The sequence below is a fragment of the Thermanaerovibrio acidaminovorans DSM 6589 genome (assembly GCF_000024905.1).
GTDB classification, from domain to species: Bacteria; Synergistota; Synergistia; order Synergistales; family Synergistaceae; genus Thermanaerovibrio; species Thermanaerovibrio acidaminovorans.
In genome coordinates, this window is sequence record NC_013522.1 from 912,711 (window position 1) to 934,481 (window position 21,771).

The 21,771-nt window shown below is 61.4% G+C and carries 19 protein-coding genes; all 19 read left to right on the top strand.

The window, feature by feature from the left end:
* Positions 1–18 precede the first annotated feature (18 nt).
* Complete coding sequence (gene murC / locus TACI_RS04485) at positions 19–1,470, top strand: UDP-N-acetylmuramate--L-alanine ligase (RefSeq protein ID WP_012869621.1); 1,452 nt, start codon at positions 19–21, stop codon at positions 1,468–1,470.
* A gap of 1 nt (position 1,471) precedes the next feature.
* Entirely contained in the window at positions 1,472–2,368 is an 897-nt protein-coding gene (murB, locus tag TACI_RS04490; RefSeq protein WP_242601158.1) for a UDP-N-acetylmuramate dehydrogenase, read from the top strand.
* A 64-nt stretch (positions 2,369–2,432) separates the two neighbouring features.
* The gene (locus TACI_RS04495; protein WP_164925149.1) at positions 2,433–3,203 is read left to right on the top strand and encodes a cell division protein FtsQ/DivIB; all 771 of its coding nucleotides are present in this window, start codon (positions 2,433–2,435) and stop codon (positions 3,201–3,203) included.
* Positions 3,204–3,248: 45 nt separating this feature from the next.
* On the top strand, positions 3,249–4,598 hold the full coding sequence (gene ftsA, locus TACI_RS04500; RefSeq protein WP_164925150.1) for a cell division protein FtsA: 1,350 nt from the start codon (positions 3,249–3,251) through the stop codon (positions 4,596–4,598).
* A 63-nt stretch (positions 4,599–4,661) separates the two neighbouring features.
* Positions 4,662–5,873, top strand: a complete 1,212-nt coding sequence (ftsZ, locus tag TACI_RS04505) for a cell division protein FtsZ (RefSeq protein WP_012869625.1) — start codon at positions 4,662–4,664, stop codon at positions 5,871–5,873.
* Positions 5,874–5,900: 27 nt separating this feature from the next.
* Entirely contained in the window at positions 5,901–7,430 is a 1,530-nt protein-coding gene (locus tag TACI_RS04510) for a B12-binding domain-containing radical SAM protein (protein WP_012869626.1), read from the top strand.
* Between the two features lies 1 nt (position 7,431).
* Positions 7,432–8,184 carry an SPOR domain-containing protein gene (locus TACI_RS04515; protein WP_164925151.1) on the top strand — a complete coding sequence of 251 codons (753 nt, stop codon included), beginning with the start codon at positions 7,432–7,434 and terminating at the stop codon, positions 8,182–8,184.
* Positions 8,184–9,407: a molybdopterin molybdotransferase MoeA gene (locus TACI_RS04520; protein ID WP_012869628.1), complete on the top strand. Its 1,224-nt coding sequence runs from the start codon at positions 8,184–8,186 to the stop codon at positions 9,405–9,407. Before TACI_RS04515 ends, TACI_RS04520 begins: the two co-directional genes overlap by 1 nt.
* Positions 9,404–11,278 (top strand): substrate-binding domain-containing protein, encoded by a 1,875-nt coding sequence (locus TACI_RS04525; RefSeq protein ID WP_012869629.1) that lies wholly within the window; start codon positions 9,404–9,406, stop codon positions 11,276–11,278. Before TACI_RS04520 ends, TACI_RS04525 begins: the two co-directional genes overlap by 4 nt.
* On the top strand, positions 11,269–12,240 hold the full coding sequence (gene moaA / locus TACI_RS04530; protein ID WP_012869630.1) for a GTP 3',8-cyclase MoaA: 972 nt from the start codon (positions 11,269–11,271) through the stop codon (positions 12,238–12,240). Before TACI_RS04525 ends, moaA begins: the two co-directional genes overlap by 10 nt.
* A 2-nt stretch (positions 12,241–12,242) precedes the next feature.
* Positions 12,243–12,752 (top strand): cyclic pyranopterin monophosphate synthase MoaC, encoded by a 510-nt coding sequence (gene moaC, locus TACI_RS04535; protein WP_012869631.1) that lies wholly within the window; start codon positions 12,243–12,245, stop codon positions 12,750–12,752.
* Positions 12,749–13,570, top strand: a complete 822-nt coding sequence (locus tag TACI_RS04540; RefSeq protein ID WP_012869632.1) for a MogA/MoaB family molybdenum cofactor biosynthesis protein — start codon at positions 12,749–12,751, stop codon at positions 13,568–13,570. Before moaC ends, TACI_RS04540 begins: the two co-directional genes overlap by 4 nt.
* Positions 13,571–13,597: 27 nt before the next feature.
* Positions 13,598–14,473: an RNase adapter RapZ gene (rapZ, locus tag TACI_RS04545; RefSeq protein ID WP_012869633.1), complete on the top strand. Its 876-nt coding sequence runs from the start codon at positions 13,598–13,600 to the stop codon at positions 14,471–14,473.
* Positions 14,473–15,600, top strand: coding sequence for a gluconeogenesis factor YvcK family protein (locus TACI_RS04550; RefSeq protein WP_012869634.1), 1,128 nt, complete (start codon positions 14,473–14,475; stop codon positions 15,598–15,600). Before rapZ ends, TACI_RS04550 begins: the two co-directional genes overlap by 1 nt.
* Positions 15,588–16,508: a DNA-binding protein WhiA gene (whiA, locus tag TACI_RS04555; RefSeq protein WP_012869635.1), complete on the top strand. Its 921-nt coding sequence runs from the start codon at positions 15,588–15,590 to the stop codon at positions 16,506–16,508. The genes TACI_RS04550 and whiA overlap by 13 nt, the downstream gene beginning before the upstream one ends.
* Positions 16,483–18,453: an amylo-alpha-1,6-glucosidase gene (locus TACI_RS04560; protein ID WP_012869636.1), complete on the top strand. Its 1,971-nt coding sequence runs from the start codon at positions 16,483–16,485 to the stop codon at positions 18,451–18,453. The genes whiA and TACI_RS04560 overlap by 26 nt, the downstream gene beginning before the upstream one ends.
* Before the next feature lie 108 nt (positions 18,454–18,561).
* Positions 18,562–19,575, top strand: a complete 1,014-nt coding sequence (gene gap, locus TACI_RS04565) for a type I glyceraldehyde-3-phosphate dehydrogenase (protein ID WP_012869637.1) — start codon at positions 18,562–18,564, stop codon at positions 19,573–19,575.
* A gap of 3 nt (positions 19,576–19,578) precedes the next feature.
* A complete protein-coding gene (locus tag TACI_RS04570; protein ID WP_012869638.1) occupies positions 19,579–20,766 on the top strand; it encodes a phosphoglycerate kinase in 1,188 nt (395 codons plus the stop codon).
* A gap of 66 nt (positions 20,767–20,832) precedes the next feature.
* Entirely contained in the window at positions 20,833–21,666 is an 834-nt protein-coding gene (tpiA, locus tag TACI_RS04575) for a triose-phosphate isomerase (protein ID WP_416340841.1), read from the top strand.
* The last annotated feature ends 105 nt before the right edge of the window (positions 21,667–21,771 follow it).

Here is a 21,771-nt window from a genome sequence, read left to right on the forward strand (position 1 = left end):
GAAAGGAGAGGTATTGATTTGTGGCACACGTCCCCGATAGATATAGAGGCCAGCAAAAGGATCCACCTGATGGGCATAGGCGGGGCCGGGATGAGCGGCCTGGCGTTGCTCCTCAAGGACATGGGGTTGAGCGTAACCGGTTGTGACGCTGCCAGGACCACCTACATAAAGAAGCTTTCCCAACGGGGTGTTGAGGTGTTGATGGGACACGATGGGGAGCACCTGGACAGGTTTTCCCCGGATCTGTTGGTGTACACCAGCGCCATAGACGATTCTCATCCGGAGATCCAGAGGGCCAGAGAGCTGGGCATAAGGATAGCCAAACGGGCGGAGGTCTTGAGCGCCATCTTCAACCATCGAAGGGGCATAGGGGTGGCGGGAACCCATGGGAAGACCACCACGTCGTCCATGCTGGCCCTGGTCATGGAGAGGTGTGACATGTCCCCCACGGTTGCCATAGGGGGGGAGCTCTGTGACATAGGATGCAACGCCAAGCTCGGATCTGGGGATGTCATGGTGGCTGAGCTGGACGAGAGCGACGGCAGCTTCGAGCTCTTCTCCCCCCAAGTGGCGGTGGTAACCAACGTGGACTGGGATCACGTGGATCACTATGCCTCCGTGGATCAGGTGACCGATGCCTTCGTCAGATTCGTTGGGAAGATAAAGGATGGGGGAGCGCTGGTCATCTGCGCCGAGGACGGAGGAAATCAACGGGTCCTCAATGGGATCCAGTCCGGCGGGGATGTTCATGTCATCCGATACGGATGGGGCACCTCCTGGGATTGGGGAGCGGTTAACGTCCATCCCCTCAAGGGGGGAGGGATCGAGGCGGACGTGTACAGGAGGGGGGAGCTCAGGGGGCACATATCCCTCTCGGTCAGCGGGGAGCACAACGTTCTCAACGCGCTGGCCACCTGTGCGGTGGCGGACCTCTTCGGCGTGTCCTTTGAGTCCGTAGCGAAGGTGCTTAAGTCCTTCAGAGGGGCCAAGAGGCGGTTGCAGCGGGTGGGATCTGCCGATGGCATCGACGTACTGGACGACTACGGTCATCACCCCCGGGAGATAAAGGCCACCATATCCGCCGTGCGGGGGGCGTTGCCGGGAAGGCGCATCCTGGTGGTGTTTCAGCCCCATCGCTACACCAGGACTCAGGCCATGTACCGGGACTTCGCCAGCGTTCTAGCCCTAGCGGACAGGTCATTCATACTCCCCATATATCCCGCGGACGAGGAGCCCATAGAGGGGGTCTCATCGGACCTCATCGCCGGGAGCTTCCCCGATGGGGTTGGGGATCCGGTCTGTTGCGATTCCTTCGAGGACGCGGTGGAAAGGGTGAGGGAGACGTGTGTTCCCGGTGATGTGGTGCTAACCGTGGGGGCGGGCAGCATTTCCTGCCTGGGGGAGAGGATCCTCCGTTCCATTGAGGAGGGAAGGAAGTTGCCCCATGAGGTCGCAGTTGTGTCTAAGTAGCTTGGCATCCCGCATCCCCGTCAGGTTTCAGGAGCCCATGCGCTTCTGGAACACCTGGGGGGTCGGTGGCATCGCCAAGGCGGTGATGCCAATCACCTCCGAGTCGGCCCTGGCGGAGGTTCGCCGTGCCTCCTCCGATGCGGGGGATCGGCTTTTCATCTTGGGCGAGGGCTCGAACGTGCTCGTCCTCGACGGGGGGATAGATGGGTGGGTGATACTCCTGAGGGACGATCCATCCCCGCCCGAGATCGTTAGGTCCTGGGGAAACTCGGTGGAGATCCGGGTATCGGCGGGATATCCCCTGCGTCGGCTGGTCAACTGGTCCGTGAGGAGGCGTCTCAGCGGGCTAGAGTTCGCAGTGGGGATCCCCGGTACTGTAGGGGGCGCCGTGGCGGGCAACGCGGGAGCCCAGGGGCGGTCCATAGGGGACCTGGTAAGCTTCGTAAGGACCCTGGAGGTGGATGGGACCTTCTCCGATTGGGGGAAGGGGGATCTGACCTTTGCTTACCGGAGCTCCCCCTTCGCCGGAGGTACCTCTTGGGTTACGTCCGTTGGTCTAGTCCTTAGCCTCTCCAGTGATGGGCTGGTGAGGCAGAGGCTTAGGCACTTCGCCTCGTTGCGAAAGGGGCAGCCAAAGAACTCCAGGACCGCCGGTTGCGTGTTCAAGAACCCACCGGGGGGTAGTGCGGGGCTTATGCTTGACTCGGCGGGATGCAAGGGGCTCTCGGTGGGAGGAGCCATGGTGTCGAGGGAGCACGCCAACTTCATCGAAAACCTGGGGGATGCCACATCGGACGACATCCTCAAACTGATAGACATATGTCGATCCCGGGTAAGGGACCAGTTTGGGGTTAACCTGGAGTTGGAGATCAAGGTCATCGGGGATGGCGCCTTATAGGGAGAGGGGCAGGAATTTGGACGGCGGGACTCACCCCCGCAGGAAGATTATTCGATGGCTCCTGATGATCACCCTGCTGGCGGGTTCCCTGTGGGCCATCGAGTCCAACGGGGGCTTCCTGCGGCTGGTGAGGGTCAGGGTCCACCCCCCGGGGGCGATACCCGAGGAGGTGGTCTGGTCCGTTTTGACCTGCGCGGAGAGGCGGATATGGCCCCTGGCACTCTTCAACGCCTCGTCGGTGGCGGATAGGCTGGAGGCTAAGTTTCCCATAGTGGCCAGGGTTGGTTACGGGGGTTTCGGAAAGCTGAAAGTGCAGGTAACCCCCAGGAGGCCGGTGGCCAGGTTGATGTGGAGGGGGACCCTCTGGTTCTGGTCCTCCGACGGTTTCCTCTGGTCCGCCTCCCTGCCCCAAAACTCAGCGGTGGCGGGCATGACATACCCGGCGGGCCCTATAATATTTTGGGACAGGACCATGGAGCCTTTGATCGATGGGGCGTCCCTCAACAGGGACGTGATCCACTGCGGAGCTCCGGTCGATAGGGTAGTTAGCCTTCTTGAAGAGGTAAGTGCCCTTCGGCCCCCCGGAATGGAGCTACGGGGGATCAAGGTCAGCTACAACGGAGACCCTGCCATGCTGGGCACCGCCATCTACGCCTCGGGGGATGTAGAGGCCCTCAAGGTGGTGTTCAACGCCACTGATCCCAAGGGGGTCAGGAGGGCCATATCGGCGGTGGCGGAGCTTCAAAGAAAGGGCGTCATATCTGGGGATTCGGTGTTGGTGGATTGCACTTATGGGGATAAAATTATCCTGAGGAAGGAACCGTCTGGCAACTGAGGGGACGTTTTGCTAAATTTCAACATCTGGCGGGGGGGGCTTCTCTTGTTCAAGAAATTATCTACCTCCACGGCTCATGGCGATCCGGAACTGCTGGTGGGGCTTGATCTGGGCACCACCAAGGTATCGGTGGTTGTTGCGGAGAGGGAGAGCCGTACCGGGGAGGCTCAAATAATAGGGATAGGTTCCGCCCCTTCCAACGGGATGCGCAAGGGCCTCATTGTAAACCTAGAGCAGGCCATAAGGTCCGTTCGCCAGGCCATATCCGACGCGGAGAACATGGTGGGGTTGGAGCTGAAGGAGGCTACGGTGGCCTTCAGCGGGAGCGAGGTCCGGAGCGTCCGTTCCAAGGGAATGGTCTCTCTGGGCAGGTCCCCCAGGCCGGTGATGCAGCTTGACGTGGAGCGGGTCATCGAGGCGGCCCAGACGGAGGTGTCTGTGCCGGCCAACCAGTGCGTGCTCCACGCAATACCGGTCGAGTACTTCCTGGATGGTCACGGTGGTATAGATGACCCGTCGGGGATGACCGGAGTCCGATTGGAGATAGATCTTCAGTCGGTGATCGTTCCCACCGCGGTCCTCCAGAACGTCCTCAACTGTGTGGAGCGGGCGGGTCTCGAGGTCAGTGGCCTGGTTATAAAGCCCCTGGCCTCGGCGCTTGGCATGCTCTCCAAGGAGGAGGCCATGGCTGGAACCGTGGCGGTGGACGTGGGGGGTGGTACCACCGGAGTGGCGGTCTTCCTGGATGGGCGGCCCAGGCACCTATCGGTCATACCGGTCGGGGGGGACCACATAACCAACGACATCGCCTCGGTCCTCAAGATGCCCATAAGCAAGGCGGAGGAGATAAAGAAGGAGGTATCCCTCTTCGAGGGGGGAGACGGGGCGGAGGACGTTATCGAGTTCGACGTCCGCGGAAGAAGCTACTCCTGCCGGGTGATGGATGTGGTGGAGGTGGTGCGATGCCGATTGGAGGAGCTCTACTCGGTCCTCATAAAGCGGGACATCGCTGACGTATCCCCCTCAAACCTGTCCGGAGGGGTAGTCATGTGTGGGGGGGTGGCCAAGACGGCGGACATAGATGTCTTGGTCAGCGAGCTCCTGGACATGCCCGCCCGGGTGTCGCTCCCCCTTGATCATGACCGAATGCCGCCGGGCAGGAACGGGGTGGAGTTCGTCTCCGCCGCGGGGATAATACGATACATGCTGGAGAAGGAGAGGAACCCCTTCCGCTACATGGAGCCCTCCATGGATCTGGTGAGGCGTCAAGGGGGTTACTCCCGGGTGGTCACCGAGGAGCAGAGGCCCAAGGGCCCGGTGGAGAGAGTAAGCAGGGGCCATGGTTTTGGGGAGATACTGGAGCGAATAAAGAGGTCAATAGAGGAGCTCTTCTAGACGCCCGGTAGCTCTTCCCGGGTTCTGAGTTGGTCAGCAAACTTCTCGTAGGGGGATGTCTTCATGGCGGAGTTGCTACAAATAGATAGGTCAGGCAGGTCTTATAGGGAGATAATAAAGGTTGTAGGTGTTGGTGGAGGGGGTAATAACGCCCTAAACCACATAATCCGGAGCGGCATCAAGGGGGTGGAGTTCATTTCCGCCAACACCGATGTGGCCCACATGGAGCTCTCCGACGCGGACATAAAGATAATACTCGGCAAGGAGCTGACCCGGGGTCTTGGCGCTGGGGCCAACCCTGAGGTGGGACAGAAGGCGGCGTTGGAATCTAGGGAGGAGATCCGCTCTGCCATAGAGGGGGCCGACATGGTATTCATAACCGCCGGCATGGGGGGTGGCACCGGGACCGGTGCATCACCGGTGATAGCCAACATAGCCAGGGAGGCGGGTGCCCTGGTGGTGGCGGTGGTCACCAAACCCTTCATGTTCGAGGGGAAGAGGCGAATAACCCAGGCCCTGGCCGGAATCGAGCGGCTTAAGGAACAGGTGGACGCCCTCATAGTGATCCCTAACGACAGGCTCTTGCAGCTGGCGGACAAGAAGACTTCCCTGACCGATGCCTTCAAGCTGGCGGACGAGGTCCTGAGACAGGCGGTGGACGGGGTGACCAGCCTCATCCTCAAGCCCGGCCTGGTGAACGTGGACTTCGCGGACCTTAAGACGGTGATGAGCAACGCGGGCTCCGCCATAATGGGCATAGGTGAGGCCCAGGGGGAGAACCGGGCCGCGGTGGCCGCCAGGAACGCCATAAACAGCCCCCTTATGGAGGCCCCCATAAAGGGAGCCAAGGGGGTCCTTTTCAATATAATCGGAGGCCCCAGCGTGACCACCCACGAGGTCCTAGAGGTCTCCAGCGCCATAGGGGAGTTCGTGGACGAGGACGCCCAGATAATCTGGGGACACGTGCTGGAACCAGAAATGGACGACAAGATCCAGGTGATCGTCATAGCCACCGGCTTCTCCCATAGCCAGCCCCAGCATGGGGATGCCAGAATGGGGCTAGGTGCCCTAAAGGGGAACTTTCCCCCCAAGACCTCCCCGGTGGAGAGGCCCAAGCAGAAGCCCGAGCTTGAGGAGGCGGAGGTCCGCCCCGTCTCCCACTCCCATGGATCCAGCTCCCCATCGGTGGAGGAGGACCTGTTCCGGGGTAGCGGTGCCCCCACCGACGATCTGGACGTCCCTGCCGCCTATCGGAGGAGAAGGCGCCCGTCCTAGGGGGCGCCCTGCAAGAGGCATCCCAAGGTGAGAAGAGCCATAGCCAAGGCCCAACCCGCCAAGGGTTGGGCCAGTTGGTCCAGTTACAGGTCCGCTGAGATCTGGCTGGATGACGACCTGCCCAGGGGGGGACATCCTAGATGGGCCCTCCTCTACCCGGGTAACTACGACCTGGGGAGCGGAAGCCTGGGTTACCATCACGTCTTTAGAGCCCTCCGTAGGATGGGGGTTGGGGTCGAGAGGTTCTTCCTGGGACCCGGACCCGTCCTGCGATCCTTCGATTCGGACGAGAGCATCAGATCCTTTCCCATCATAACTGCCAGCGTGTCCTACGAGAACCAGGTCCTGGCCTTCATCGAATGGTTGAAGCAGGGGGGCATACCACCCCTGAGGAGGGACCGGGTTGGGGGCGGTTACCCCCTCATAGGTGCCGGCGGGGCCCTTACCTACATAAACCCCCTGTCCCTCTTCGATGTGTGTGATTTCATAGTCCTGGGCGACGGGGAGGTGACCCTTAAGCCGCTGGTCCAAGCGTTGCGCTCCGACCACCATGAGGGGGTCCTCCGGGACCTGGCGACCACCCCCAACATCCTGGTGCCCCATCACCCTTCATCCAACCTGGAGGTGGCCAAGTCGGACCACATTTCGGTGGAGGATGCCTCAAGCGCTTGGATAGCCCCCAATGGGGTCTTCGGCGACTCGGTACTGCTGGAGCTCCAGCGGGGGTGCAGAAGGGCGTGTCGCTTCTGCACCCTGACATATTGCTTCTCTCCTCTGAGACGGCTACCCCTGGAGGAGGCGGTTGGGGTGGTGGAGCGCAAGTTTGGGCCCTTCAGGGGCTGGTTCGGCAGGATAGGCCTCATAACCCCCGAGGCGGGGGACTACCCGGGGTTGCGTGAATTGGTGGAAAGGATCCTGGCCATGGACATGGGAATATCCTTCGCCTCCCTGCGTTTGGACTCCCTGGATCCCTTCATGATAAGGGCCCTCTCTTCCCGGGGAGGTAGGTCCCTAACCCTGGCGCCAGAGGCGGGAAGTTTGAAGCTGAGATTAAGTTGCGGCAAAAACTTCACTGATGATATGATAGTGGAGAAGGCTCTCCTGGCCAAGAGGGAGGGGATGGGGAAGTTGAAGCTCTACTTTATGCTGGGCCTTCCCGGAGAGGAGGACCAGGATCTGGAGGCCATAGGTTCCCTATGTGGGCGGATCCTCCGGGAGAGCGATCTGCCCCTGGTGGTGTCTTTGAACGCCTTCGTCCCCAAGCCAGGCACCCCTTGGGGGGGCGCATCCTTCATAGACAAGCGCACCTACGACAGGAGGTCTGACCTGGTTAGGCGAAGCTGTCTTGAAGCCTGTGGACGGAGGAAGTTGGAGATACGGTTCAACGGATACAGGGAGGCCTTGCGGGAATACCAGATCGCTTGGGCGCTTCCGGGGGACATTGAAGGGGGCCTCTCGCTCCCCGATGAGGACCGGAAGGGACGACTCACCCAGACCTTGGAGCGTATGGGCTATGGGGTTGACGCCCTACGGATTAAAATGGATCGGGGGTGTTGATGTGGGACATAGGGTTACCAGAAGCTACAAGAAGCGCGATGGGGGAGGCATGATGTCCAAGGCGGCCATCGTCCTGTCCGCCCTGGTGGCGGTTGGGATCCTGATAGCCGGGGGCAAGTATCTCCTTACGGGGCCGCTGTTCAAGGGGAACGATGACCCCGTACAGGAGTCGGTCAAGCCCACCAGCCCGGTTGCACACCAGGAACCGGTGGTGGAGGACTTCGAGCAGGATCCGGATCTGGCGGACGTTAAGGGTTCGCAACCCGGCGTCCAAGAGGCTCCAGCGCAGCCCAAGCCGGCGAAGACCGAGGTCACCAAGAAGGCCAAGAAGGCGGTCCCGGTGGCTTCCCCGGTGGACGACGGGGACGAAGGCAGGGCATCGGGGGCTTCGTCCGCCAAGCGAACTGCAACGCAGGAGCCCAAGGCCTCAACCGGGTCGCCCAAGCTGACGGAGGGCTCCGGCGCATCGGGGGGCAAGCAGGCCCAAGGCGCAGTCCCTCAGGGGAACAGGGCGGTGTCCATGATCCAGGTTGGAGCCTTCTCCACCAGGGCGGCGGCGGACTCCCTGGGGGATAAGCTCAAGAAGGACGGATTGCCGGTGGTGGTACAGGAGGCGGAGGTGTCCGGCAAGACCTTCTTTAGGGTCAGGGTGCAGGTGGGCGGCGCTCAGGGGGACGTGGATGCCCTGTCCTCCAGGCTTCAGAAGATGGGGTTGCCCATCCAGCTCATATACGCCAGGGGTGGCGGCAACTGATGTGTCCCATAGAACGCCTGGCGGATAGGCAGCGGGCCATAGAGCTGGTGGTCTCCCACCTGAACTGGGGTGACCTCCCAAGGGAGCTGATCCCCTTGGAGTCGTGCCTCGGCCGGATAACATCCGAGAGCGTGAGGGCGAAAATGCCCATGCCTCCCTTCGACCGTAGCCTTCGGGACGGCTATGCGGTGAGGTCCGCAGACCTGGTGGGGGCCTCTGAGGCTTCACCCTCTTATCTCTCCCTGGGGCGGGAGGTGATCATGGGGGCGGTGCCGGACTTCCAGGTTAACCCCGGATGGGCACACCCCATACACACCGGTGGGATACTGCCCAAGGGGGCGGACTGCGTGGTCATGTTGGAGGATACCACGCCGGCGGGGCATATGGTGGAGGTCCGGAGGTCCCATCAGCGGGGGGATAACGTGGTCATCTCCGGTGAGGAGTCTCGGGTGGGGGATGTTCTGATAGGAGCCGGGACCCTGATAAAGGGGCCTCACGTTGCGTTGCTGGCATCCCAAGGGGAGGAGAGGGTGTCATGCCTCCGCCTGAGGGCCGCGGTCTTCAGTAGCGGGGATGAGGTGAGATCCCTGGGGGAGACGCTGGACCCGGGGACCATATACGACGTCAACGGATGGTTCCTGGTGGCGCAACTCAGGCAGATTGGCATCCAAGCGTCCTACGGAGGGGTGTTGAGGGACGATCCGGTTCTCATTAGGGACTCCCTCTTGTCGTCCCTGGAGGACAACCAGATGGTTTTGATAAGCGGCGGATCCTCGGTCAGCGTCAGGGACCACCTGGAGGGCATCTTCTCCCACACGGAGGATCCGGGGCTGTTGGTGAGGGGGGTCAACGTACAACCCGGTAAGCCGCTCCTGGCGGCGGTTACCCATCATGGCCATAGGTTGCTTTTGGGCCTTCCCGGTCACCCCCTTTCGTGTGCAGTGTCTTTCTACACCTTTCTAACCCCCCTGTTGGAGATGGGGTTGGGAGGTGAGGGGTGGAACGCAACCAAGCTGTCCATGCCCCTTCTGAAGGACCTTCCGGCCAAGCCCGGTGTTGAGGAGTTCGTCCCCGCCCTGGTCCCCCCAGATGGGGTTGAGCCCCTCATGTCCGCCTCGGGGTACACGGGAATCCTGTCCCGATGCCATGGCTTGGTAAGGGTTCCAAAGGACAGGGAGACCTTGAGGCGAGGAGACGAAGCGGAGGTGTGGCTCTTCCGATGAGGCCCATTGAACACTTGTCCAGGGTTGAGGCCATTCAGGCCCTTATTGGAACCTTCCCCCCCCTGGAGCCCAGGATCTTCCCGGTGAGGGAGGCGGTGGGGCTTGTTTTGGGCCAGGACGTATCGGCCCAGGTGAACCTTCCGGCGGTTGCAGTATCGGCGGTGGACGGTTACGCGGTGGAGTCCTCCTCCACTGGCCTTGCGAGCCCCCAGAGGCCGGTGACCCTAACTCCGGGACGCTTCCAGTGGGTCAACACCGGATCCCCCCTTCCGGAGGGGTGCGACTCGGTGGTGATGGTGGAGGACTGTTCCGAGGATGGTGGGAACCTCCAGGTGTTCCGCTCCTGCTATCCGGGTCAGAACACCCGATTCCCAGGGGAGGACGTCATGGCAGGTCAGCCCCTGGCGTCGAAGGGGCAGGAGCTGACCGCCCAATCGGCCTCTCTGCTCATAGGGGCAGGGGTTACCAAAGTGCTGGCCATCCCCAGGCCAAGGGTCCTCTTCATCCCCACCGGAGACGAGATCGTATCGGAGGATGTTTACGCAAAGGGCTCAAAGCCCGGGGATGTGCCGGAGACCAACTCCATACTGGCCACCAGGATCCTCGGGGAGGCCGGATTCCACGTTCACGTGCACCCGGAGATCGTAAGGGACAACCGTTCCCTCCTGGAGGAGGCGATAGAGAGGGGGACCCAGGAGTACGACGCGGTCCTCATATCCGGCGGATCCGCCAAGGGCAGGCGGGACATGGCCCATGCGGTTCTCAAGGGTAGGATCATCTTCCGGTGGTTGCTGATGAGGCCTGGTCGCCCCGCCATGGGGGCATCCGTTAACGGCAAGCCGGTGCTGGTGCTCCCCGGGTTCCCCTCCTCCTCGATGGTAATCCTATTCACCCTGGTGGTTCCTTTCCTGTCGCACCTGTCGGGCAGGGCCCCCGCCACCTACTTCGATGTCAAGGGGGTGTGTGGGTACGAGTGCCCTCTTCTTCAGCCCATGTCCTCCCCTCCCGGGATGGAGGAGTGGGCCAAGGGGAGGGCGGTCCTTTTGGATCGGGAGGTACGGGTCTACCCATTGGGAGGTGGATCCAGTTCCCTTTGGTCCCTGGCTGAGTCGGACGGGTTGATCCTGGTCCCCCAGGATGCGGTGGAGCTTCCAAAGGGGGCTCCAGTGAGGTTCTACCCGTGGGTTAGGATGGAACTGGACCGCCGGTGCCTCATCCAGGGCTCCGATGACCCGGCCTTCCAGTTGCTGGCCCTTGGGACCCGCCGCAGGGGTTGCGAAGTGGTGATTCGGCGGGTTGGCAGCATGGGAGGGGTAATGGCCCTTAGCCGCGGGGAGGCCCACGGGGCAACCTGTCACGTGTTGGACCCCGAAAGTGGCAGGTACAACGTGATCGTTGACCGCCTCGATGGGGAGGGTGATTGGACCAGGGTCCTGCTTTTCCGCCGTCAACAGGGCCTGATGGTGGCCCCCGGGAACCCCAAGGGGATACACCACATATCTGACCTGGCTCGCGAGGACGTCAGGATAGCGAATAGGCAGCACGGATCCGGGACCAGGATCCTGCTGGATCACCTGCTGGTCTCAAACGGGCTGAGCCCCGATCAGGTAAGGGGATACGACTCTGTCTGCGTGTCCCACGGGGACGTGGCCATGAGGGTGCTCAACGGTTTCGCCGACGCGGCGCTGGGCATCAGGAGCGCCGCGATGGCGATGGGACTGGACTTCATACCCCTGGTGGAGGAGCCTTACGAGTTGGTCTATCCGTCAAGGTACCGGGGGCATCCCGCCATGGAGGCGCTGGTTGAGATGGCGGAGGATCCGGAGTGGAGGTCCAGGGTGGAGGCTATGGGGGGATACTTATGGCCCTGACCGACAGGTACAAGAGGAAGATAGACTACGTCAGGATCTCAGTTACGGACCGGTGCAACTTCCGGTGTCGCTATTGCATGCCCGAGGAGGGGATCCCCCTCTTGGACCACCGGGACCTGTTGACCTATGAGGAGCTGTCCTTCCTGTGCGACACGTTACATCGGATGGGGGTGAGGAAGGTCCGCTTCACCGGTGGGGAGCCCCTGGTCAGGAGGGGTTTCCTTGGCTTCCTTCGGGGGATCCGGGATTCCATGCCCAACCTCAAGGTGGCTCTAACCACCAATGGGGCACTGTTGGACCTCTACGCCAGGGAGATCGGTGAGATAGGCATATCGGGCCTTAACGTAAGCTTGGATACCATCCAGGAGGACAAGTTCCGGTACGTGACCAGGAACGGGGAGCTTAAAAGGGTACTGGATGGCCTTAGGGCGTCCAGGGAGGTGGGGATCAGGTCCATAAAGGTTAACACGGTCATAATACGGGGCTTCAACGACGATGAGATAGGTGACATCCTGGCCTTCTGCCAGGAGAACGACTACCTTCTCCGGCTCATAGAGTTCATGCCCATGGACGACGGGGTTTGGAGCAAGGAGAGCTTCGTCCCCGCCGAGGAGATCCTTTCCAAGGTGAACCGGGGTGGGAGGTGGGTTCCCTTCTCCACCGGGGAGGAGGTGGCAGGCCCCGCCAGGTACTATTGGGATCCAGAGACCGGACAGCGCATAGGGGTCATATCCGCGGTATCTAGCCACTTCTGCGCCTGGTGCAACCGGGTGAGGGTTAGCGCCACCGGCAAGATGAGGGCCTGCCTGTTCGCCAAGGAGGAGACGGACCTTAGGCGGTTCATATCCTCCGGCGACCGGGAGGGGTTAATGGCCTCCATAGTCGACACGGTTAACTCGAAGCCCCGGTGCTGGGAGGACGTGGCCACTGGGGATCTCCACATGTCCCAGATAGGAGGATAGGGATGAGCTCTTTTACCCACCTTGACGAGGAAGGTCGCCCCAGGATGGTTGACGTTGGGGGCAAGGCGCCGACCCAGAGGACCGCCTGGGCGGAGGCGAGGGTCAAGCTGACTCCCCACATCCTGGATGCGCTACTGGAGGGAGGGGTGCCCAAGGGGGAGCCCTTCTCGGTGGCGGAGCTGGCGGGGATAATGGGGGCCAAGCAGACCTTCAGCCTGATCCCCCTCTGCCATCCCATAAAGATATCCTCCGTGTCGATCCGGTGCCAACTGGATCGGGACGCCATGGAGGTGGTCATATGGGGGCAGGTCTCCGCCCTGGACGTGACCGGGGTCGAGATGGAGGCCTTGACGGCGGTTAGCGTGGCCGCCCTGGCCTTCTACGACATGTGCAAGGCGTTGGACAAGGGGATGGAGATAAGGTCCGTAAGGCTTTTGAGGAAGACCGGGGGAAAGAGCGGCCAGTGGTTGGCCCCCGGGGTGAATCTGGAGGAGCTGGGGGATAGACCATGACGATCAGGGTTCTTAGACTTTACAGAGGCGACCATGGGAACGACCTCCCCATGATCTACCTTCACACGGACAATCGGGGCAAGAGCCTGTGCAACGGGGATCCGGTTAGCATCGTCTACTCTGGCCCGGGGCCCTTGCCCGGTGGGGATGGAGGTGCGGGGTTGCTCCACCTGGTCCTATCGCATGTCCAGGGCCTAACAAAGGGGCGGTTTCTAGCCTCCACCGGTGGGGGAGCCATCCTCGAGGTTAGGGACGGTTCATCCCTGGAGGTCCTGTTCCCTGGGTTCATCGCCGTATCCGAGAGATGTCAGGTCTGGGACCCCATAAGGACCGCGGTGTTGACCGTCAGCGACAAGGGGTCCAGGGGGGAGCGGGAGGACACCGCAGGTCCCGCGTTGGCGGAGCGGGTGGTTCGAATAGGCGCGGTGGTGGAGGATCGGGACGTGGTGCCCGACGAGGTGGAGGCCATAAGGGAGAGGATACTCCGCTGGTCATCCATGGGCATCGAGCTGGTGCTTTGCACCGGCGGCACCGGCCTTTCTCCCCGGGACGTGACCCCCGAGGCCCTGTTGGGGGTGGCGGACAAGGTTGTGCCCGGTTTCGGAGAGCTCATGAGGTCCAGGAGCGGACACGGGACCCCCAGGGCCTTCCTGTCCAGGGGACTAGGGGTGACGGTGGGCAAGACGCTGGTGCTGGCCTTCCCGGGCAGCAGGTCCGGTGCCCTTGAGTGTTTCGAGGCGGTGGAGCCCTGCGTTAGGCATGGGGTGGAGATCCTGACCGGTAAGGCCAGCGAGTGCGGCCATCACCATCATCATTAGTGGGTTAACTGCAAGGGGGGGTGGAGCTTGGCTAGCACAGTTAAACGGTTGATCATCCTGACAGGTCTATCCGGCAGCGGCAAGAGCACCGCCTTGAGGATCCTGGAGGATCAGGGGTTTTACCCCATAGACAACCTGCCTCCCGCGCTGCTTCCCCAACTACTGTTGGTGCTCAGTGGCCATCCGGGGGCCACCTCATCCGGGGTGGTGGCGGTGATGGACGTGAGGGGGCGCCATCTCCTCAACGACCTGGAGAGGGTCCTGGCCTCCATAAGGGGGGCGGGCACGCCGGTTCAGCTCATCTTCCTGGATGCGTCGGACCGAGACATAAGCTCCAGGTTCGAGCTCACCAAGAGGGCCCACCCGATGGCCCAGGGAGATGACACCCTGGACGGCATAAGGGAGGAGAGGGCCATGCTGGCCCCCCTTAGGGGCATAGCGGACGTGGTGATAGACACCAGCGGGATGAACCACCATCAGCTACGACGAATCCTCCTGGAGGAGCTACTGGGGGGGGATGGATTCAAGCTGGTGATCTCCTCCTTCGGGTTCAAATACGGGTTGCCCCAGGACTCGGATATCATTTGGGACGTCCGGTTCCTGCCCAACCCTAACTACGTGCCGCACCTCAAAGAGCTTACCGGCATGGATCAGGGCATAGTTTCCTACTTCGACCCGGTGCCGGAATTTCACCAGTTCGTGTCCTCCATGGCCCAGATGTTGGCCCGTTTCGTGCCCTTCTACGAGAGGTCCGGCAAGCTTCACCTTAGAGTCTCCATCGGGTGCACCGGAGGCAGGCACCGGTCCGTGGCGGTGGCGGAGGCGGTGGCCCGGTCCTTGATCGACCTGGGTGTAAAGTGTGACGTGGTCCACCGGGACGTGGACAAGGGAAGCCTGGACTGATGGATCCACTGATATCGGCGATAATAGGTTTCCTTACCGGAGGCCTGGCGGTCTGGGGTGCCAGCCGGGTTATCCCCCTGGGGATGGGATCCGAGGGGGGATCGGGGCAGAAGGTGATGGCCAGCGCCATCGGACACCGGCTGTCCCTGGGGCCCAAGATAGTCGCCATAGGGGGTGGCACCGGCCTTTCCACCCTGTTGAGCGGGCTAAAGGGCTTCACCAGGAACCTCACCGCAGTGGTCACCGTTACCGACGAGGGGGGCAGCTCCGGGAGGCTCAGGTCCGAGTGGGGGGTCTTGCCCCCGGGGGACATAAGGAACTGCATCGTAGCTCTGGCGGAGAGCGACAGCTCGCTGCAGCGAATGCTGGCCTTCCGGTTCGATCGGGGGGACCTCAGGGGTCACAGCCTTGGGAACCTGATGCTCCTGGCGATAACGGAGATGTACGGTGACTTCGGCAGGGCGGTTAAGGAGCTGAACAAGCTCCTGGCCATAAGGGGGCAGGTTTTGCCGGTCACGCTGGAACCCGTGGCCCTCTTCGCCCAGCTGGGGGACAGGGTCATCCGTGGGGAGGAGGAGATATCCAGACACGGGGACCAGATAGAGAGGCTCTGGCTGGAGCCTAGGGACCCGGAGCCCCTGCCAGAGGTAATGGAGGCCATCGATTCGGCGGACCTGATAGTCCTGGGACCCGGGAGCCTTTTCACCAGCGTGTTGCCCAACCTGCTGGTGGATCGGCTGTCCCATCGGGTTAGGCTGTCCAAGGCCCCCAAGGTCTACGTGTCCAACATAATGACCCAGCCGGGGGAGACCGATCATTTCGGTTTCCTCGATCATGTGGACTGGATATCCAGCGTCCTGGGTTGTCTTCCCGATGCGGTGGTGGCCAACTCGGCTCGGCTGCCTAAAGATGCCTTGGATAGGTATCTGAACCAGGGAGCGGTCCCGGTGTATCCCACCGAGGAGGAGGAAGAGGTGCTTCGCCAAAGGGGTTGCCCGGTTGTGAAGGCCGATCTGGTGGGGTCGGACTCGGAGAAGGGGCTATTGAGGCACGATCCGAAGAGGCTGGCGGAGACATTGGTTCGCCTGGCGAGGGAGGCCAAGGAGGGGGATCTTTGGAGGACCTGAGCCTTTCCATGTGGGAGGAGTGGGGGGCCATAGGGCTTAGCGGCGCCCCGTTCGCGGAGGTGAGGGGAATACTCGATGGTTTAATCCCGCTCAAGGCGGAGTCGGGGTTAATATACCGGACCCAGAGGCGGTTCGTCTTCCGTCGTCTCCTTAAGCTTTGGAGCCTAATGAGCCAAGGGGGGGAGGTCCCCTGGGTTCCCAGGCTCATAATGGCCCCCAAGGGGGACGTCAAGGTCAGGACCAGAGTGTCGATCCAGATACCCCAGGAAGCGGTGGAGCACCTTCGAGGGCGAGCGATCAGGGGGGATGTTCAGTGGTCCTCGTGGCTCAGGGGCCTATGGGGTAGTTGCGGGGCCCTGTATCTGCCCAAGGTGGGGTACTACCTGCTGGTCAAGATCCCACAGTTTGATAATACAGCGGATCTGTTGTATAAATTACTCAAGACGAGGGGCATATCCTTCTCCAGACGGGTCAAGGATAGCCGGGTTGAGGTGATCATCCGGGATCAGCAAAAGATAGTGGACTTCCTTAGTTTTTTGGGCCTATCGGAGAGTATCTTGAAGCTTGAAAACATGGCCATCCTCAGATCCATGAAAAACAAGGCAAACAAGCTGGTCAACTGTGACTCCGCCAATATAGCCAAGAGCCTCGAGGCGTCGGAGAACCAGCTTCGTTTAGTTAGGCTCATAGAGGAGATGGGCCTAGAAGACGATCTGCCAATGCCCTTGTGGGAGGTGGTGCGCGCCAGGAGGGAGAACCCCAGCCTATCCCTTAGGGAGCTTGGACAGGTGCTTCCTCACCCTGTTTCCAAGAGCACGGTGGAGTACCGTTGGAGAAAGTTGGAGAAGATGTTTGCCAACCTTTTGAAGGGGGATGATGCCCATGTACCTGGGAAAGGCCGATGTTAACACCTACGACAAGGGGGCGGGGCGGGAGTTTTTGGTCTCGGACGGCAAGGGTAGCTACTGCTTCTCCACCGTGATCGGGGCCAACACCAGGAAGGCTCACGGCCTGCTGGTCAAGAAGCCCGGCCCTGCCTCCGCCCATCAGGTGCTGGTTAGCAAGCTGGAGGAGACCCTCTTTATAGCGGGCAAGAAGTACCAGCTGTCCACCAACAGGTATAAGGACCTCATCTACCCCGATGGGTTCCGCTACATTCAGGAGTATCAGGCATCCCCCATCCCAAGCGTTCTGTTCGTGATTCACAGCGCCCTCTTCAAGAAGTCCATATTCATGCCCTGCGGCAAGGGGTGCACGGTGGTAAAGTACGAGCTACTGGCCTCCCCGGAGAGGGTGAGGCTGGAGGTGCGTCCCCTGATGGCCCATAGGGAGGTAACCTGCGCAGACCTAAAGCGACGGGACTTCTCCGCGGAGGTATCGGAGGGCGGAGTGCTGGTCAGTGGCGGGGACATGAAGACCAGGATATTCTCCACTGACGGGGATTGGACCTCCAAACCCCTGTGGTTCGATAGGGTGGTATATGAGCAGGAGGAGGACTGTCAGGGTCCCGTCTCCGAGGACCTGTGGTCCCCTGGATACCTCCAGCTGGACATGGAGGAAGGGAATTCGGTCTACGTGGTGCTCTGTTCCTCCTCCCAGGGTACCATGTCCAAGGGGGAGATAGGTCTTCTCGAGAAGGAGACCCTCCAGGCGGCGCAGAAGCTATTGGCCTCCGTCCCAATGGAGCCCAAGACCAGCGCAGTTCGGGACCTTCTGATGGCCTCCTCCCACCTGGTGGAGGACCTGCCGGGGGAGGGGACCACGGTGTACAGCGGCTATCCGTCCATGAGGGTGACCTCCCGGGAGACCTTCATATCCTTGCCGGGGCTCATGCTTTCCACCGGCAGGCACGATGGGGCAGTCAGGGTGCTGGACAGGTGGCTTAAGGTGACGGAGGAGAACGACTGGGTGGTGCCATCCGATATGGACGGCGCATCGCTTAGGTTCGATGGAGCCGACGGTGGACTCTGGCTGGCCTACGGGGCCCAGAAGCTCTACGAGGCCATGGAGAACCCCGACTCGGTGGAGGGCCTGTGGGAGAGGGTCCTAAAGGTGATAGACCGCCACAGGTCTCCCATCGACGCGCTGGACCTAAGGATGGATGACCGGGGTCTGCTCTTCCTTGACTCCGATAGCCCTTTGAGGCACTGGATGAACGGCCAGACAGAAGGGGAGCCGGTGGTGAGACGTCGGGGGTACCTGGTGGAGTTCAACTCCCTTTGGTACAACGCCATAAGGTTTGCGGAGCAACTGTGCGAGCTCCTGGGGGACCAGGAGAAGGCGTCTTCGTACGCCAAGTTGGGTGACAGCTGTGGGACCGCCTTCCGGGAGGTCTTCTGGAACAAGGACGGGGGATACCTCTACGACTGGGTTGATCCTTCCCTTCCGCTGGATGCGGCGGTGAGGCCCAACCAGATATTGGCCATATCCCTGCCGTCGTCGCCCCTGGACCCGGTAATGGGACGGTCGGTACTTGACGTGTGCTGGAACGAGCTGTACACCACCTACGGCCTCAGGACGTTGGAGCCCAAGCACGACAAGTTCAAGGGGCGCCAGGAGGGCAGGATGGACCAGCGGATCAAGGCCAAGTTCCGGGGCATGGCGTGGCCGTGGCTGCTTGGGCACTTCATCACCGCGTACCTCAAGTTCAACCCCAACAGGCTGGATATAGGGTGGATCTTCATGCGTCCCTTCAATGCCCACATGAGGCATGGGTGCCTCGGAGGGGTGGCGGAGTTCTTTGACGGGATAATGCCCTACAAGCCCCATGGGGACGTGCTCTACGCCCCAAGCCTTGGGGAGATACTGCGGGTCCTGCAGGAGGACCTCCTCAATCCCATGGGGGTTGCCTGAACGGCAGTTTAATGCAAAAATACTTAAGCGTTCCTGGGACAGACCGAGAGACACACGAGCTTAGGTTTGTTCCCCTTAGGAGACACCTAAAAGAGGGGGATTGCTACAATGGGAAAGATCAAGGTTGCCATCAACGGTTTCGGTAGGATAGGACGCCTGTCCCTTCGGGCGTTCTTCCAGAAGCAGGACAACGAGTTCGAGGTGGTGGCGGTCAACGACCTCACCCCTCCTTCGTCCCTAGCCTACCTCTTCAAGTACGACTCGGTCTTCCGTCGGTTCCCCGGTCAGGTTGAGGTGGATGGGGACGTGCTGGTCATAAACGGCCACAGGATAAAGGCTCTGGCCGAGCCGGACCCCACCAAGCTCCCGTGGAAGGACATGGGGGTTGACCTGGTTATCGAGTCCACCGGACGGTTCACCGATGCCACCAAGGCCAAGGCTCACATGGAGGCGGGGGCCAAGAAGGTGGTCATAACCGCCCCTGCCACCGACGAGGACGTCACCATCGTCATGGGGGTCAACGAGGGGGACTACGATCCGGCTAAGCACCACGTGGTGTCCAACGCCTCCTGCACCACCAACTGCCTTGCCCCAGTGGCAAAGGTCCTTCACGAGAGGTTCGGCATAGTGAAGGGGCTCATGACCACAGCCCACGCCTACACCAACGACCAGAAGACCCTGGACTTCCCCCACAAGAACCTCTCCAGGGGAAGGGCCGCGGCCCTCTCCATAATCCCCACCAGCACCGGCGCCGCCAAGGCAATAGGCAAGGTCATGCCGGAGCTCAAGGGTAAGCTCAACGGCTTCGCGTTGAGGGTTCCCACCCCGGACGTATCGGTGGTGGACCTGGTGGTGGAGCTCTCCAAGAACGCCACCGCGGAGGAGATAAACGCCGCCGTCAAGGAGTACGCGGAGGGGCCCCTTAAGGGGATCTTGGCCTACGAGCCGGAGGACCTGGTCTCCATGGACTTCGTGCAGGACAGCCATTCCTCCATATTCGCCCCCAAGCACACCATGGTTATAGACAACATGGCCAAGGTCCTCGCCTGGTACGACAACGAGTGGGGGTACAGCTGCCGGGTGGTGGATCTGGTCAACTACATGGTGAAGAAGGGGCTGTAGGCCATGTCCATAAGGACCTTTTCCGCCCATCAGGTTCGGGGAAAGCGGGTCCTCCTTCGGGTGGACTTCAACGTCCCCATGAAGGATGGCAGGGTCTATGATGATACGAGGATAAGGGCTCATCTGCGCACCATAGAGGCCCTTAGGGACGCGGGGGCGGTGGTCTGCATGGCCTCCCACCTGGGCAGGCCAAAGGGCAAGCGCAACATGGAGTTCTCCCTGGGGCCGGTGCGGGATGAGCTGGTCAAGCTGACCGGCTGGAAGGTTCGCATGGCGGAGGACTGCGTGGGTGATCCGGTCAAGGATGCCCTGGCCTCGCTGGAGGAGGGGGAGATGCTCCTCCTGGAGAATCTTCGCTTCCATCCGGAGGAGGAGAAGAACGATCCGGAGTTCGCCCGGTTGCTGGCGGAGCCGTTCGATGTGTTCGTGATGGACGCCTTCAGCGCCGCCCACCGGGCTCACGCCTCCACCAGGGGAGTGGCGGACCATCTGGAGACCTACGCGGGATACCTGATGGAGCAGGAGATTGCCGCCCTCAGCAAGGTGAGGGATAACCCGGACTCCCCCTTCGTGCTCATCCTGGGTGGTGCAAAGGTGTCCGACAAGATCGGCGTGATCGATAACATGTTGGACAAGGTGCAGACCATCCTTGTAGGAGGGGGTATGGCCTTCACGTTCCTGAAGGCTCAAGGGCACGAGATAGGAAAGTCCCTCTGCGAGGAGGACAAGGTGGAGTTCGCCAGGTCCATGATGGAGAAGGCGTCCTCCAAGGGCATATCCATCGTCCTGCCCTCCGACGTTGTGGTGGCGGATCAGCTCTCCCCCGAGGCGCAGCCCGCGGTGGTTGAGGTGGGGGCGATCCCATCTGACAAGATGGGCTTGGATGTGGGCCCCGGGACCGCCGATGCGTTCGGGAAGGTGATAGCGGGGGCCAAGACCATCCTTTGGAACGGTCCCATGGGGGTCTTCGAGATACCCCAGTTCGCCCACGGCACCAAGAAAGTGGCGGAGGCCATCGCGGTAGCGGTCCAGGGTGGGGCCGTGTCGGTGGTCGGCGGCGGGGACAGCGCCGCCGCGGTGGCGGCCTTCAACATGGAGGACAAGGTGGGGCACGTATCCACCGGCGGGGGGGCTAGCCTCGAGTTCTTCGAGGGCAAGGGCCTGCCCGGTGTTGAGATCCTCCTTGATTAAGGATTAAGTTTAGGTTCAACCTGATGGCCCGCCTCATCGCAGGGTGGGCCATCAGATTTTGAGGGGGTGTTAAGGTTGTTCAGGCCTCACGTGGTGGCGGGCAACTGGAAGATGCATAAGGGAGTGGGGGAGGCGGAGTCCTTCGTAAGGCAACTGGAAGACCGGCTGGAGGAGCCCAGCAGGAGGGATCTCATAGAGGAGGACCTCCTGGAGGTGGTGATCTATCCAACGGCCCTCTGTGTTCACAGCTGCCTCATAAGCAGGAGCTCGGATCTCATACAGGTGGGGGCCCAGAACGGCCACTGGGAGATCAAGGGGGCCTACACGGGGGAGGTCAGCATCGGTTCCTTCGCGGAGGAGGGGTGCGGTTACATTCTTATAGGACATAGCGAGAGGCGCTCCCTCTTCGGAGAGACCGATCAGGACGTTCGCCGGAAGGTTGAAGCGGTGATGGGGACGGGAGCCAAAGCAATGGTGTGCGTTGGCGAGCTCCTGTCCGAGCGGGAGGAAGGAAGGACCTTCCAGGTGGTTGGATCCCAGGTGAGGTCCGCGGTGAACGGGTTACCTGAGGAGTTCGTATCCAAGAGGCTGACCATAGCCTACGAGCCAGTGTGGGCCATAGGAACCGGCAGGACCGCCAGCGCCTCGGATGCCCAGGAGGTCTGCGCCCACATAAGGGGCATTCTGAAGGAGATCTTCGGTCCCCAAGTGGCCAACGGGGTCAGGATCCTCTACGGTGGTAGCGTCAAGCGGGACAATACCTTCGACATACTCAAGGAGCCAGATGTGGACGGTCTGCTAGTTGGGGGCGCCTCCCTCGAGGTGGATAGCTTCCTTGGGATCGTGGACGAGGCCATCCGGGCCATGGGAGCCAAGGGGCTCAAGGGCCCGATCAAGTAACATAAGATATATTATAGGACATAAAACGAGCCACGAAATGGCCGGGAGGTCTCCCCTCCCGGCCTCACCTTTAACCTTCTTGCCTCGTTAACCCCCGGCGGCCAG